The following is a 14,324-nucleotide window of genomic DNA, read 5'->3' as shown; positions in this document are numbered from 1 at the left end:
GTGTAGCCTTAGGCAATCGCCTCAATGACTCGCTTGTAAAGCGCAGCCAACTCACCAGCTCGTTGCTCTGTCACTAAACTCACGTCGCCCTCAGCCGCTCGAAGTTCGTGGAGTTTCAACGGCAAATCGTTCGGGCCAAGGTCAATCCACCAGCGCCAGACGACGTCACGGCTGCATCGCGCTGCCCACTCGGCGGTGTCCGCGTCTGGACAAGCAGATGTAATTGTCGCCAGCCTGTGAATCGAACGGGCCCGCGGCGAGAGTGCTTTCCACTGCGCGACGTCTGCTGCGGCAAGCATCGTATCGAGCTCGGCGCGTGCGGCTTCCGCCAGTTCTGGACGGGCAACGAGGCGCAGCGGGTCGATACCCAACGGCAGCATCGCATCACCCCAGCTATCCGCCGGCGGCAGCGTGTTGGCTGCGCGGCGCATCGCTTCGTTCAGACTTTCACCTTCGATGAGAAGCTCATCGAGCCACACCGCGAGGCCGGTGCCGCAGCCAACAGCTCGCTCACAAAACTCTGACAGCACGGAGCCCGCCTTGGACGAGTCGCTTTCAACTTCTTCGAGCTTCGCCTCCAGGTCCGAACAGTATTTCGCATTGACGATAGCCGCCTCTGGCAACAACGACAGCGCTCCCAAAATTGTTCGTCCAAGCGCCCCGACTGTCAGGCCACCTTCACTGTCTGTAACGACGTCATTCTTGATGGCGCTCTGCAGCCGCCCGGCAAACGTCGAGGGCCTGCCAACACCGTTGGCAGCCATCTGCTCAATCATGGAGTCGTAGCGCAATGACTCTGGTACAGCCGCAACGATTTCGCAGGCCCACGTACTCGTCGCGCCAAGAAGCGCGACAGAGGGCGCGCAGGCGTCAGGGCCACGAGAACGGGAACCATCTTTTTCCAATTGCGTCGGTGCAGCGTTGAGCGTCTTCTGGAACAGCTCAGGCAGTGGAACGGTAATTGGGTCGGCCGGCTTGTCTTCTGAGGGCAGGATTTCCAGCCATCCCGGCTCTTCGAGATGCTGACTGCGGGATTGCAGAAACGCAGTGATGGAATCTGCGTCAGGATTGCTCGCTGTCAGTACAAGCTTTTGTTCACGGATGGCCGGCCCCTCGGCCATGGTCGCCAACGCGGCCTTCCAGAGAAGGCTGTACACTGCGAGTGCGTTTCCCGAGAGAACTGAGCGTGCCTTCTCCGGTGTCAGAGAATAGTCGAGCGGCTCAATCATCGGATGCGCCAGCGAGCGTGAATCACTCATCTACCATCTCCTCATATCGCATGCCGGCTTGGGCGCCATCAGGTAGACCGCGAACACGCTTCACTATCGCAGGCTGGGCAGTGCCCTCGTAAAGCGCCTGCAGTTCCTTCGCGGTTTCCTCTGGCGGCAAGCCCAGCGCACGATAGGCAAGTGCCGTGAAGCGTGCGGTGTTGATGGCAGGATACGGAGGACGCTGGTCAAGTCGACCGGACCACGAAGCGCTCACTGTTGTCTGTGGATGACGTAATAGGACTTTCAACTTTTCAAGCGTGGGAGACATGTCTTCGCTCAACGGCCTCTCTGTCACAGTTCCCGTGCCCATCGAGCCACGGTTGGCAAGCCATGCGGTAAGGGCGCTGCCGTCGGAGACGGGAATCGAAACGCGAATACGTTGGCACGACGGACGCTGCTCGGCCTCGTTAACGAGGTCGAGAATACCCAACTGGACGCGACCAACGCCGGCGGAGAAGCCCGTACCGTCGGATAGCCCCAGTCTCTTCGGGTAAAGCGTCGATATCAGTTGGTCGAGGAAGCTGCGTGCAAGTGCGCTCTTGACTAGTCCAGCATCCAAACCGTCCGATGCCTCTCGCTGCGCCCGTTGAATTTCGTCTCGCTCGAGGCGATGGAATCGCATGCGTTTTACGACGGGCGCCGCGCCGGCACCCGTGCTAATCTGCCCACGAGTCTGGCGTTCACTGAGAACACGCAGAATGTGCCAGGCGATAGCTTCACCTTCCGGGTCCGGGTCAGTGGCGAGATAGAGCGTCGCCATGCCGGGCCAAAGCTGCTGCAGACGACTGAGTGCCTTCTCGCCGTTCGGCTGCAGCGGCGCCCAAACTGGCTCGGTAGCCTTCGCGATGTCCCACTGACCGGGGTTGGCGAGTTGGGTAATGTGTCCAGCGGTATCAACGACTTCCCACTCCAGTGAACCACCCAGCGCGGCGTGAATTGTTTCGCGTTTGTTAGGAGACTCGACGACGACGACGTGCCGTGAGTTCAGTCTGGTACCTTGCTGGACCACAGCGCGCCACAGGAAGTCACTTGGCTTGCGCAGTTTCTTGTCGGTCAAGCCGCGCGCGTAGTCCACCGCCGTCTGCGTCATGGCGACGATGAACATCTCCTTCGCACGGGACACGGCAACGTTAATTAGGTTGGTGCCATCGTCGTAGAACTGCTTTTCGGATGGCTGAGTTGATTCGACCATGGAGAAGATGACCACAGGGCGCTCTGCGCCTTGAAGCGAGTGCACAGTATCAATCACCATCCGGTTGTAAAGGGCCGTTTTGTCATTGTGGTCGAGTCGAGTTACACCGTATGCTTTCGCGACGGCACTAACCAAATGGTCCTTTTGTCCCTTGAAGGGAGTCACGATTGCGACAATGTCAGTAAGGTCCTTCTCTCCCTTCGGGTCAAAGTGACGTCTCAAGCTCGATTCGTTCTCTTTAACCCAGCGCGCTATGCACGTGGCCTCGTCGAGATTGCGTCGAGAGCCGCCGGGGTTTTTGGTATCAACCGCAGAATCGACCACGAGATAACCGAGGCGTTCGAACTCTGGCCGCCAAAGCTTTTCAGGTGTCGGAGTGGCTACCTTCAGAGCGTCCCCGTACACCATCTGATTGCATATCTCGATGATTGGCTTGAGACACCGGTAATGATTGGTCAGAGTGAGTCCTGCAGCTGCGGCGTCGGGAACAGAGCGTCTCGTCGCGCGCTGCGCCATACGCATCACGCTCCCGCGCGCCATCAAGACGCCTGCTGGAAGTAGCGCCTCATATGCGTCGCCTTCCGTCTCGGTCTGAATTGCGCTAACGCCGAAGCGTTGCGCGAGCAATCGGTCCGTAGCAGCGTCGAGGTTCCAGACGGGCTCAAGCTGCTCAATGTCACCAACAACAATCGCGCGCTTTGCGAACAGAAAAGCGCTTGCCCCCACCTCTGGCGTGCCTTGGCCAGCTTCGTCCACAATTAGAAGGTCTGCCTCGCCGAACAGGTAAGGTGGAACATCACCCTCAAGGTCGTCGAGTTGGCGTCGCATAAGCTTCGGCGCCGAATATGCAGTCACGACGAAGACTGGCGCGAGCATCGCTAGTTCTCTCAATCGCACTTCACTCGACGGGTTGTAAGTGGTATCAACGCGAAGCCGCTTCTGGGTCTCCAGCCGGGACTGCGCGAATCGGCCTTCCCAATATCGCGCACAAAAATGGAAAAGCTGGGGTCTTACGTTCTGGTCCAGCCAGTCTTGCAAAAGCTTCACGAGTTCGCGCTGATGTATGGGGAGCGCACTCGCAGACATGTTGTCACGGTCCGCTATTGCCGAATCGAGAGAGGTGAGAATCGGATGCTCATCAGGTAATCCCTTTCCCTCACCGCAGAGCGCCGCGATGAGCGCCTCGCGTGCCCCATGGACCGCCGTCCGCGCAGCGGAATACCGCGCGTAGGCGGCATCTAGTTCGCGCAGCTCGGCTTGAACGATGTCGTATCGCTCTTTAAAGACAACCATGTCGTTGGACAACCCGGCAAGTCGCTCACGAGCGTGCTCAATCCGACGTGCGACGTCGGCCTGTGGTTGTGTGGCGTCTGAGGTCCCGTTTGCCGGCAACTCAACGACCTCTTGAGCGCGCATGCGAAGTACCAGAGCAGCAGCCGCAGTCAATTCCGATTGAAGCTTCCTGCGGCGAAACTCGATGGTCTGCGCCATGACGATAAAGTCAGGCAGGCCGCCGCCCGTTGCCGCTAATCCGCACGCGCGCATTGCCTCACGGAGTTCTGACCATGTTCGTTCCAACTCTTCAGGCGTAAGTAGGTTGGCCACCGTTCGCTTGATACGCTGCAGCAACGTGGCGTGACGATGCCTCTCGACCTCCGCGGCGAGTGCAGCTAAGTCCTCATCAAGCTGCTTAAGCAGGCGGTACTGCTGGACCTCCACTTGATGACTGTCTTCGTTCCCAGCGAGCAGTGCATCGACCTGACGCTCGACGGGCCCCGTATAGGTCTGCAGCGACAGTAACGTAGTCAACGCCTTGTCCCACCGGTCCGTCTGCAGTTGGCAGGCAACGATACGCCCTCCCTGTCCTCCGAGCGCGGTGAGCTCGCCCCGTAGGCTATCGCGTCGTGCCTGATGGGCCTTGGTCCACGCTGGCAAAGCGCACCACGCAGCAAGTCGCTGCATCCAGACGTTAGCGGCATCCTTGGTCGCACCAAGACGCTCAACATCAACCTTGACCAGTTCGCGGAGCCATGCCAGGGCTTTCGTGAGCGTCATCGGTCTCTCGAAGTAACGAGAGGCGCACTCCACGTAAGCCGCTTCTGCCTGCTGCGGTTCGAGGTTATTCAGGCCACTGCTGGTACCGTAGAAGTTCCAAGGAAGGTCTGGCCGCTTGCGCCCAATCAACTGGTAGTCTTGGTAGTCGGTGTCCGTCTCTGGACTCGCTGGCGCATACCAGCCGTACGACGTGAGATTGGGAAGCCAGCGACTATTCTCCCAAACGTCAACGCCATCGGCCATCGTGCCGTCCTCGTTGAATAGACTGGGCCCTGGCGTTTCGTCAAAGCTGGAGATAATGTTCGTGACGGCCTGATTGGTCGCAGCGCACGCCAGAATCAAAGGGGATTCGGGCCAGGCTTCCTCACCGAGCAACGGCTCAAGCCACATACTGGCGATGACCGCACGCAGAAGACTCGTCTTCCCGGTGCCGGGTGGTCCGTTCACCGCGAGCAGGTCGCCATATTTGGTCGTCGTGAGGGCGATGAGTGCGTCGCGCTGCGCCGGGTCCAGAGGAAACGCCTTCCGTTTTCCGTCCTTGAAGGTGTCCATGTGGCCGGCATAGCGCAAAATGTGCCCAATATTTGCGGCCTCTTCCGTCGGCTCGTACGAAATCCGCGATGTCTCTTTCGTACCAGCGATTTGACGAAAAAGGCCGAGCTTTGGCCCCTCCAGATATCCCGGGTCCGCCAGCACCTGGCGAAACGCATTCACGACGTTGCGCGTCGTACCGCTGGCAGCAGAACCGTCGACGACGGTAAATACCGGACGGCGTCGTTTCGTCAGCCACTGCTTTGCGCGAGAATTCATGAAGCGGGCAATCCAGCCTTCCAGACCTTGCCCCATCTCGTCGTCAATAGCGCCAAGCGTTGAAAGGACGTCAAACGCCTCGTCCCACAATGCGAATGCTTCGGGCAGCTCGGTCACCGGTTCTTCAACATCCGCGCTCTCGTTTTCTACCTGCTGTAGCGCCCACACATCGAACGGCCCGACATTGTCAAAACCAAGGCCAGGAAGCTTTGCTGATTCACCAAGCAGGTTGCGGTTGAACTTCGGTAGTCGTTCCTCTGCAAGCACCCACCGATAACCACGCGGGTTGTCTGCGTCCTCTGCTGGGCTGATAGGCAGAACAGAGACTACGGTCGTCTTCTTCTGCTGGGTATCGCCTTCCTCGATGAGCTTCAGGACAATGTGCCTCACCGGAGTTTGGCCTCCGGCGTCCTGCACTCCCTCGGTCGCAGCCTCGGCCAGCGCTCGCTGCAGGCCAATCAGGTCAAACTGCGCTTTACGGTCCTTCCCAAGGATGTTCTCCAGCTTGGCCAGGCCTTCAAACGCGCTGCTCTGCATCCCTTCGAGCCAATACCCAATCAGCCTTTCATGAACTGAGTGCAGTTCGGCCGGATTTAGTCCAGAGAAGCCGCCTGGACCTTTAAGGTGAGCGTCCAGCAACGCGTTCCTGTCTTCAATTGACGCTGTGTCCTCGAAGGCCCTTCGCAACGACTTCGGAATGAATTCCAGCTTGTTCAGCAGCATCCGGCATTTGTGATGCTGCTTCCCTTGCTCTTCCTTGGTTCTGTGTTCTTCGAATGCACTCTTGTAGCGGTCAATGAATGCATGGCAAAGCCTCGACTCGGTCATTGCTCGCTCGAATTCCTGCTCACTTATGGAATCCGGGAGTGTTTTGAAAATCCAAGCCGCGAGCTTCTTCTGAGATTCGCCAGGAGGCTGTGCTGCTTTCTGCGGCACCGACTCCTTAAACTTGTCGATATATGCATCGCATGCGGCCAAGTCGACCTCGACCTCTGGAGGCAATGGTTCATTGCGACGTCTCGCTATGCTCTTTGCAAAATTTATCTTTTTCGGGGAGGGAGAAGCCATAGAGCAACGTTTCTCGCTATGAAGGCGCGTCGCGCACCTCCAACATGAATTTTTAAACACATGGTCGCGACGAGGCGAAACTCATTCAGTGGTGTGCCATGCCACTCGAGGTCGTCTCGCTGGTGTCGGCATCGGGGACGCAGCGGACCGCGGCAGTCTTAGCACATCCTACTTCCCAAGAATTTCGATGAAGAGGATGTTCAGAGTAGTTATTGACCGAAGCAACGCGGCACACTGCAACGCCAACTTCGGCTTCTAGCTGTCTTTTCTGTAACGGCCGTGCAGGTCAGCGATTCGAGCATCGAATGCATCCGTCAGGCATGTCATATCCGAACAGCCCCTCGTCACTTTGTCCAGCCAGTTTTCCTGTTCAATCCGCACGCCAACGTCTTTACCCCCGATTCGTGCTTGCGCCTCTTCATATTCCTTGACTTCACGGTCATACGCTGCTGCAAGTGTTCCACTCTTGCAAACGTTAGTGCCGAAGAATGTTCCATCTTCGATGCAACTCACGCTAGCCGTGCTGACCTGCGGCGATATGCCTTTGCTTCCGACAGAAGTAATGGATTTCGGAGTGTTCGGGTCCGCACCCGTCTCCGGAATGACAACTCGCTCGTTCGACCCAAGCGTCACACCACTATCGGCTTTTTGTTCCGCTGGCGTTGGGTCCAGCTGTACGACATTGCTGGAAGCAGGAGCTGATTCGCTTACAACCTTCGGCGCGGAAGCGGCGACATCGACGGCGCTTGCAGAGGGTGCGCCCTGTCCGGAGGGCGACGACAGACTCGTAATCGCCGCGCCGATAATACAAATCCCGATGCCATACAGAACGCGCTTCGCTGAACGGCCGAAATTACGGTTATCAGGTTCGTTGTTTTTATATCCAGTCTTGAACCGCCGGTCGACCTTGCGTGTATCGAAGAAGCCACCAACTCCGACCAGCGCGGTCAATATTCCCAACAAGACTAAACCAACCCCGAAATTCGCCATTTTTAGCTCACGCAGGCAATTATCCTCGCGTGCCGTAAATATTAAGTTGATTGTTCTGCTTTTTTGAACTATTCCGACCCGGGAAAAAAGCATGCGTTGCCTGGCAACTTCATGGCTCGTCGATTCCACCGTTGGGCTGCCTGCAACGGATAATGCGCCTGAGTGCCATGGACCAACCTCTCACGGCTCCGTGCTTTCGAATCGCCCGCAACCCGTATTCCGAGCAGGACGGCTCGTAGACGCATGCTTCGCGAAGTCGTACAGGTGCATAGCGTCTATAAACCCCGATAAGCTGCTCACTCGCGCTAATCAGGGCGTCGGAACGTGACAACAAAGTAGGTCGCCGATTGAGCTTTACGGCCGAACAGGGCGTCGAAGCAACCCGGCTGCACATTCACACCGATACTGTCTACCCGATAGAACTCCCACCCATCACGGGCATGCTCGTTGACGACGCCTTCCAGGTAGGCTGCGGCCTCATTACCTCGGTGCTCACGCGCACGTACTGCAATGTTAGGCGGCACCTGCACCATCTTGTATTCGAATGCCATAGATTTCCGTCGTGTTGAAACTCAGCTTGACGACACTGACACTTAAAACTTTAGGCGTCTGCCCAAATATTTTATGTCTTGAATTGCCATCAAAGTGACGACAAACGGTTCGCAGCGTAACCCTCAAAGCATTGGAAGCGTTCTTGAGAAATCATCGGGTACTTTCCACATGCATCGGCGACGGCTTGCTCAAACGCCTGTTCTGATGCAGTTAGGTCAGGGGCAGCTACAGGCCCTCCTGCTGCTTTCAAACGCTTGAGATATGTCGCGTGCTCCGCCGCTTGCGCACTGCTTCGCTTGTACTCGTTGGACGGATTAAGCTTCGACAGTGACGACGCGATTTTCTGCGCGCCCGAGAGCGACTCCTCGTCGGTGGTAGCGCAATAAAGCAAAGTGGTTGGACGGTTAGCGGTGAGGAAAAACGCATACACGCACGATTGAATTGCGCTCGACGCCGATGCCGACAACCCTGAGGCCGAGCCTCGAATCGCCAGACCGCCCGGAAACTGAATCGGCGTAAGAAGGCCAGCGTTGGTAAACCCTGCCTTGGTAACCGCGTTAGCCTCTTCCCCTAGCTGACGGGTTACGGCGTCAGGCTGCAATGTGCGCAGGGATTGAAGGGCATTGTCGAACCACGAAACAGGGACGAACCGGTCTCGCTGCGTAACGATGCGAATTTGCCACGATGGCGTCTCATCGACTGCGCTGACTGCCTGACAGAGACCAACTTCGTCGTCCGTTGGCCGAGGCATCATGCATCGTGCATTCTCACCTGACCACGGAAGGGTCGCTTTAACGCGAAGCGAACCAAGGTTTAACGTTTGCGATTTCCATATCACCGGTGTGTTTGGCTTGGTCTCGACATCTTGCGACGCTGATGCGGCTGGCGCGCTTGCAGTATCGAGAGAAGGAGCTGCCGCGTATGGCGCACTCCTGTTAGCCCCGGATATGAGCACGCCAGCAGCAACAGCTACCGCCAAACTGAAATACGCTGGTGCTTTACTTGCGGACATGATTCTTGGATTATTATCATCTCAAGATTAAATACTAACGCGCGGTTCCGAGCTTAGCCAGCACCGCATAGCGAGAAGACCATGAGTGAACACAACGATTTCGCTACTCAAGTAGCGTTCGGCACGGATAACTTTGCCGAAAATCCCGAACAGCGATGCCCATGCATTCTGGTTCTTGACCGTTCCGGGTCAATGGGCGGCCAACCCATTGAGCAACTTAACGCCGGTCTCGTCACTTTCAAGGACGAGCTTTCCGCAGACTCACTTGCAATGAAACGGGTGGACACGGCTATTGTTTCATTCGGTCCGGCGACACTTGAAATGCCGTTTCATACTGCTCCAAATTTTTTCCCGCCTACGTTGACCGCGCAGGGTGATACGCCGATGGGCTCCGCCATCAACCTGGCGCTCGACACGCTTGAGGCCCGCAAGGCCGAATACAAGGCGAATGGTATTTCCTACTACCGGCCCTGGGTGTTTCTCATTACCGACGGCGGCCCTACGGATGCATGGCAGCAAGCCGCCGCTCGCGTGCGCGAGGGAGAAGCCTCGAAGAAATTCGCTTTCTTCGCGGTCGGCGTACAGGGCGCCAACATGGATACGCTGGCGCAGATTTCGACCCGACAGCCACTGTCGTTACAGGGTCTCAAGTTCCGTGAACTGTTCCAGTGGCTCTCTGCATCGATGGCCGCCGTCTCGCGGTCCACGCCAGGCACTGAAGTTCCGCTGGTGGCTCCGACCGGCTGGGCATCGGTGTGAGCTGGAAGGTCATTGGAGCGTCCGTCGTCGGCAGTTCCCACATTCACAACTCGGCACCCTGCCAGGATAGCTGCTTCTATCACGTCGCGTCCGATGCGACGGGAGCAGAGCTTCTCGTCGCCCTCGTATCTGATGGTGCCGGCAGTGCACAATTCGGTGAAATTGGCTCCGAAATCTCTTGCGAGGCCGGAGGCAAAAGGCTGCTCGAAATCGTTGAAACGAACGGGGAAGCCGCGCTGGAATCGAGTGTCGCGGCAGAAGTGCTCGATGTCATCAGGACGCGAATAGACGAGGCGGCACAAGCACGAGGCGTGACGCCTCGCGCCCTCGCCTGCACGCTGCTCGGAGCAGTCGTTGGACCGACCCGCGCGTTCTATTTCCAGGTGGGGGATGGTGCAATAGTGTCACGGGAAGGTGGAGCGCTTGCGCCGGTATTCTGGCCTGAGTCCGGTGAGTATGCCAATATGACTTATTTCGTCACGGACGCAAACGCGTCCGAGCATCTCCGGTCTGAACTGCGCAACGCACCAGACGAACTATCGCTTTTCAGTGATGGAATTCAGCGACTTGCTCTGGTATTTGCGACTGAAACCGCCCATGAACCGTTCTTCGAGCCGATGTTCAAGGCCTTACGCGGCTCGCCGGACGACCAGACGGATTCACTGTGCGCAGCACTCGAGCACTTTCTGAGCAGCGACGCAATCAACGAACGAACTGATGACGACAAGACGCTGATTCTTGCGACGCGTCTGCCGGGAGCTGGCAGTGTCAGTAGCGTTTGACGAACTCGGCAACCAGCTTCAGCTTGGAAAAAAGCTCGGTGAAGGTGGTGAGGGCGCTGTATTTGATACGACGCACAACGGCGAAAACGTTGCGGCGAAAATATACTCGCACGCTTTGCCGCCCGAGCGACAGGCCAAACTGCGAGCTATGGCGCAGGTCGGCGATACATATCTCAAGCAGATTGCCGCCTGGCCAATCAACGTCTTGCTTACCAAGCGACCAGGGCCCGTGTCCGGTTTCACGATGCCCAAGTTCTCGGGCTACCATGCCGTGCATGAACTTTATGGCGTTGGAAGCCGCCGACAAACGTTCCCGAAGGCAGATTTCTCGTTTCTTGTAGGAACGGCTCGGAACATAGCCGCGGCGTTCGACGCTATCCACGCGCATGGTCACGCCATTGGTGACGTCAATGAAAACAACATCATTGTCAGTCATCAGGGAACGGTCAAGCTTCTTGACTGCGACTCGTTCCACGTTAATACGCCGACCATGAGTTTCCCGTGCACAGTCGGGGTCCCACACTACACGCCCCCAGAGTTGCAGGGCCTTGGCTCATTCCATGGCGTTACTCGGACAGCCAATCACGACAACTTCGGGCTTGCGGTCCTGATATTTCAGTTGCTGTTCATGGCCAGGCATCCATTCTCCGGAATACCAAAGATGCCGGGTGACCTACCGCTGGAACGGTCTATCAAGGAATTTCGTTTCGCGTATGGGGCTGACCGCCTCGCGCGATTGAACGACATGCCACCAAAGGCCTTGGGACTGGACTATCTTCCTTCCGGCTTTGGAGACCTTTTCTGGCGTGCTTTTACCGAGACTGGAGTCAAGCACGGGCGCCCCAAGGCGAAAGAGTGGGTGGCAGCGCTTGATAGCCTGCTGCATTCGTTACGGTCATGCAGCGCGGAGCCGCGGCACAAGTATCCAGGGCAGCTTAACACCTGCATCTGGTGCGAGCGAGACAAGCAGGGAACGCCATATTTCACTCCCGCTTCGGCAACCGGGCCAACAATCAACTTTCAGGCTGCAAATGCCAGTGTGGCTGCGCTCTGGTCTCAGATTCAGGGACTCAGTTCGTTGCCGGTGATGCCTGTGTTCGCCGCGCCTGCACTAACGCTGACCGGCCGTCCCGCTCCGGCATCCGCTGGTTCCTCTGTGACCAGGAACCGCCTGGCGTATGCAGGCATCTGCTTGGTTGCCTTCGTGCTTTCAATCGTCGCCCCGAAACTCTGGTGGCTTTGGCTGACTGCAGGTGGACTCGCCATTCACGGCGTCAAACCTCACTCGCCTGTCGAACTGAACACTCGCAAAAGCGCGTTAGCCGTTGCACAGCGTGGATACGACGCGGCTCTTGCGGAATATGACCGGGTACGCGGGGACCGTCGGCTTGCTGACGCGTTCCGCGATCTGGGGCAACTCAAAGCGCAACTGGACGACCTGCCGCAAATTCTTGCGCGACAAATGAAACAGTTGCAGGCAACTCTAGTCGCACGGCAATTACACGACTTTCTCGACAGGCACTTTATCCGAGGCGCCAAGATTACGGGTGTAGGGGAGCAACGCAAACAGACGCTTGCATCTTTCGGCATTGAAACCGCCGCAGATATCTCCTCTGCAGCCATCGGTGCGATTCCCGGATTCGGCGCTGGTTTGACCAACAATCTGATGGCATGGCGACGGTCCATCGAACAGAAATTTGTACCGTCTAATAACGTCATGCCGACTCCACAGGACGTGAACTCCGTCAACGCAAAGATTGCGTCGATGCGCGCGAAGCTTGAACAGCAACTCCGAGACGGAGCCACGCACCTGCAATCCGTCAGGAACGAAGTACTGGCTCGCCAGAACACCGCGAAGGGAGCGCTTGAGGCAGCGCATCACAATCTGACACAAGCCCAGGCTGACCTCGCTGTCATGCAGAGGTCCCCGTGACGAAAACCTCCCGGTACCAGAAAGCGAGAGTCGTGAGGGCGTGCATCACCATGTTCGCGACTTGCATCACGGTCGCGGGGCATGGACAGGAGGCGCCCAACCCGGTCGGTGAGTTTCTAAATGCGTTCCATGGCAAACCTGTTGGTGCCGTAGCCCCTCCGTCGGCCAGCGCGTCCGCCGATGGCGGACCACAGACGGCGATGGTCAACGCAACTCCGGCGCCAATCACAGCGGCACAGGCGAATGCGCCGGTAAGCACACCGCCGTCCTGTCCTCCGGGCGTTGACCGCTTGGGATGCCCGAGCTCGACTGCCCAACGGCCACGAAACGACTGCCCGGCTGGAATGACCACTGGGCCGACAGGCTGCGTTCCGATGGCAATGCCGGCAAATGCTCACAGAGTATCCGATGACGGGCAGTGGCAATGTGACGACGGCTATATGAGATTTGGCGCAATCTGCGTGGCAATCCAGTCGACGCCTTCGAACGCTCACCTCACAGGAACGGGAACGAACTGGGAGTGCAATACGGGGTACAGGCGGCTTGGAAACACATGCGTTGCTGTGAGCGTTCCGCCCAATGCGCACTTAGCCAACACGTGGAACGGCTGGGAATGTGATTCCGGATATCGGATGGTCGGCAACTGGTGCATCGCTCACTAGAAATAAATCGGGGGAGCAAATGGGGATTAGTTACAGGAAGTCAATTTCCGCAGGTCCATTCCGCTTTAACCTGTCTGGAAGCGGTATTGGCGTTTCAGTCGGGGTACCCGGCTTTCGCATCGGCACCGGTCCACGCGGCAACTACGTCTCGATATCAAAAGGTGGGTTCACCTATCGCGCGACTCTGCCGACTTCCGGAATACGGCCGCCCGCTTCTTCACAACCCTCTTCCGGGGCGCCCGCGGCACGCCCCATCTACACTTCGCCCGCCACAGCCACAGTCGGTCCGATGATGAGCGTCGCATCAGCAACGGCCGACCAACTGACTTCGTCTTCCCTAGATTCACTGGTTGAAGAAATCAACCGGAAGGCAGGAATGATGCCGCTTTGGCCATGGTGCGCGGTGCTCGCACTTGTATGCATCGCCTTGGCCGTGCTTTCGTCGGATGGCGGCCTGTTCGTTGCAACCGCGAGCGGTGCTCTTGCCATGGCGGTGTGTGCAGCCTCACTATGGGTTTATTACTGGGACACGGCCCGCCGGGCAACAGTGCTTTTCTATGACCTCGACGTCACATCGGAGCAGGCATTCTCGTCAGTGGTTAATGGGCTGACACAGCTTGCTGCCTCAGCCCGTAAATGGAGAATCGATGCCACTGGCAGAGTGCTCGACAGCAAATACCACGCCGGTGCCTCCAACGTCGTCAAGCGTAAGCCGTTACAGCTAGGCATCGGGCCGTTTTCCAAGGTCAGATGCAATCTGGATATTCCCTACATCGTTGCCGGGGCGAATGTTCTCTACTTCTGCCCTGACCGCCTTTTCGTTGTCACAGGACCTAGAGTCGCGGCTGTCCGTTACGGAGACCTGAATCTGCGCGATGGCTCGACGCAATTTATCGAAGACGAAGGTGTGCCCAACGACGCAGTCGTAGTCGGACGCACCTGGAAATACGTCAACAAGTCGGGCGGCCCTGACCGAAGATTCAAGGACAATCGGGAATTGCCTGTTGTTCGCTATGACGAACTCTCGCTCACATCCGCATCTGGCTTGAATGAACTGTTTCAGTTTTCAAAGTCCGGAGTCGCCGCGGCCTTTTGCCACTCGGCAAGAAATCTTTTGACGCTACGTGCCGCAGGCATTTCGTGACAGAGCCTTTTATCGAGGGACATCTGCCATCAGGTTGGTGCAAATCCATTCCCTTTAAATTCATTGATTGACTAGAGCGCTCCTGATGGTTGAA

Annotated in this window: 10 protein-coding genes and 1 pseudogene; 5 read left to right on the top strand and 6 right to left on the bottom strand. The window is 57.5% G+C overall.

Annotated features, from left to right (window positions below):
• Positions 1–8 precede the first annotated feature (8 nt).
• The 6 genes from BC1002_RS02210 to BC1002_RS02190 form a co-directional block, all read right to left on the bottom strand.
• Positions 9–1,259, bottom strand: coding sequence for a DNA topoisomerase (locus tag BC1002_RS02210; RefSeq protein WP_083788668.1), 1,251 nt, complete (start codon positions 1,257–1,259; stop codon positions 9–11).
• Positions 1,252–6,396, bottom strand: coding sequence for an AAA domain-containing protein (locus tag BC1002_RS02205; protein WP_083788667.1), 5,145 nt, complete (start codon positions 6,394–6,396; stop codon positions 1,252–1,254). Before BC1002_RS02205 ends, BC1002_RS02210 begins: the two co-directional genes overlap by 8 nt.
• A 255-nt stretch (positions 6,397–6,651) precedes the next feature.
• Complete coding sequence (locus tag BC1002_RS02200) at positions 6,652–7,515, bottom strand: lysozyme inhibitor LprI family protein (protein ID WP_157874635.1); 864 nt, start codon at positions 7,513–7,515, stop codon at positions 6,652–6,654.
• Positions 7,496–7,780, bottom strand: a complete 285-nt coding sequence (yidD, locus tag BC1002_RS39695; RefSeq protein WP_193373027.1) for a membrane protein insertion efficiency factor YidD — start codon at positions 7,778–7,780, stop codon at positions 7,496–7,498. The genes BC1002_RS02200 and yidD overlap by 20 nt, the downstream gene beginning before the upstream one ends.
• Positions 7,692–7,937: a DUF4177 domain-containing protein gene (locus BC1002_RS02195; RefSeq protein WP_013088441.1), complete on the bottom strand. Its 246-nt coding sequence runs from the start codon at positions 7,935–7,937 to the stop codon at positions 7,692–7,694. Before BC1002_RS02195 ends, yidD begins: the two co-directional genes overlap by 89 nt.
• 89 nt (positions 7,938–8,026) lie before the next feature.
• Positions 8,027–8,950 carry a hypothetical protein gene (locus BC1002_RS02190; protein WP_013088440.1) on the bottom strand — a complete coding sequence of 308 codons (924 nt, stop codon included), beginning with the start codon at positions 8,948–8,950 and terminating at the stop codon, positions 8,027–8,029.
• Positions 8,951–9,031: 81 nt separating this feature from the next.
• On the opposite strand from BC1002_RS02190, the gene BC1002_RS02185 reads away from it, so the two are divergent.
• From BC1002_RS02185 to BC1002_RS02170, 5 genes and pseudogenes are all read left to right on the top strand, one after another.
• On the top strand, positions 9,032–9,709 hold the full coding sequence (locus tag BC1002_RS02185; protein WP_013088439.1) for a vWA domain-containing protein: 678 nt from the start codon (positions 9,032–9,034) through the stop codon (positions 9,707–9,709).
• On the top strand, positions 9,706–10,491 hold the full coding sequence (locus BC1002_RS02180) for a PP2C family serine/threonine-protein phosphatase (protein WP_013088438.1): 786 nt from the start codon (positions 9,706–9,708) through the stop codon (positions 10,489–10,491). The genes BC1002_RS02185 and BC1002_RS02180 overlap by 4 nt, the downstream gene beginning before the upstream one ends.
• Positions 10,475–12,424, top strand: a complete 1,950-nt coding sequence (locus BC1002_RS02175) for a helix-hairpin-helix domain-containing protein (protein ID WP_013088437.1) — start codon at positions 10,475–10,477, stop codon at positions 12,422–12,424. Before BC1002_RS02180 ends, BC1002_RS02175 begins: the two co-directional genes overlap by 17 nt.
• 681 nt (positions 12,425–13,105) lie before the next feature.
• A pseudogene (locus BC1002_RS39690) lies at positions 13,106–13,252 on the top strand (DUF4236 domain-containing protein); the annotation flags it as partial.
• Between the two features lie 123 nt (positions 13,253–13,375).
• A complete protein-coding gene (locus BC1002_RS02170) occupies positions 13,376–14,230 on the top strand; it encodes a hypothetical protein (RefSeq protein ID WP_238537909.1) in 855 nt (284 codons plus the stop codon).
• Positions 14,231–14,324 lie beyond the last annotated feature (94 nt).

The organism is Paraburkholderia atlantica (assembly GCF_000092885.1).
Lineage (GTDB): Bacteria > Pseudomonadota > Gammaproteobacteria > Burkholderiales > Burkholderiaceae > Paraburkholderia > Paraburkholderia atlantica.
The sequence above is the reverse complement of the archived record's forward strand: the minus strand, read 5'-3'. Positions and strand labels throughout refer to the sequence as shown.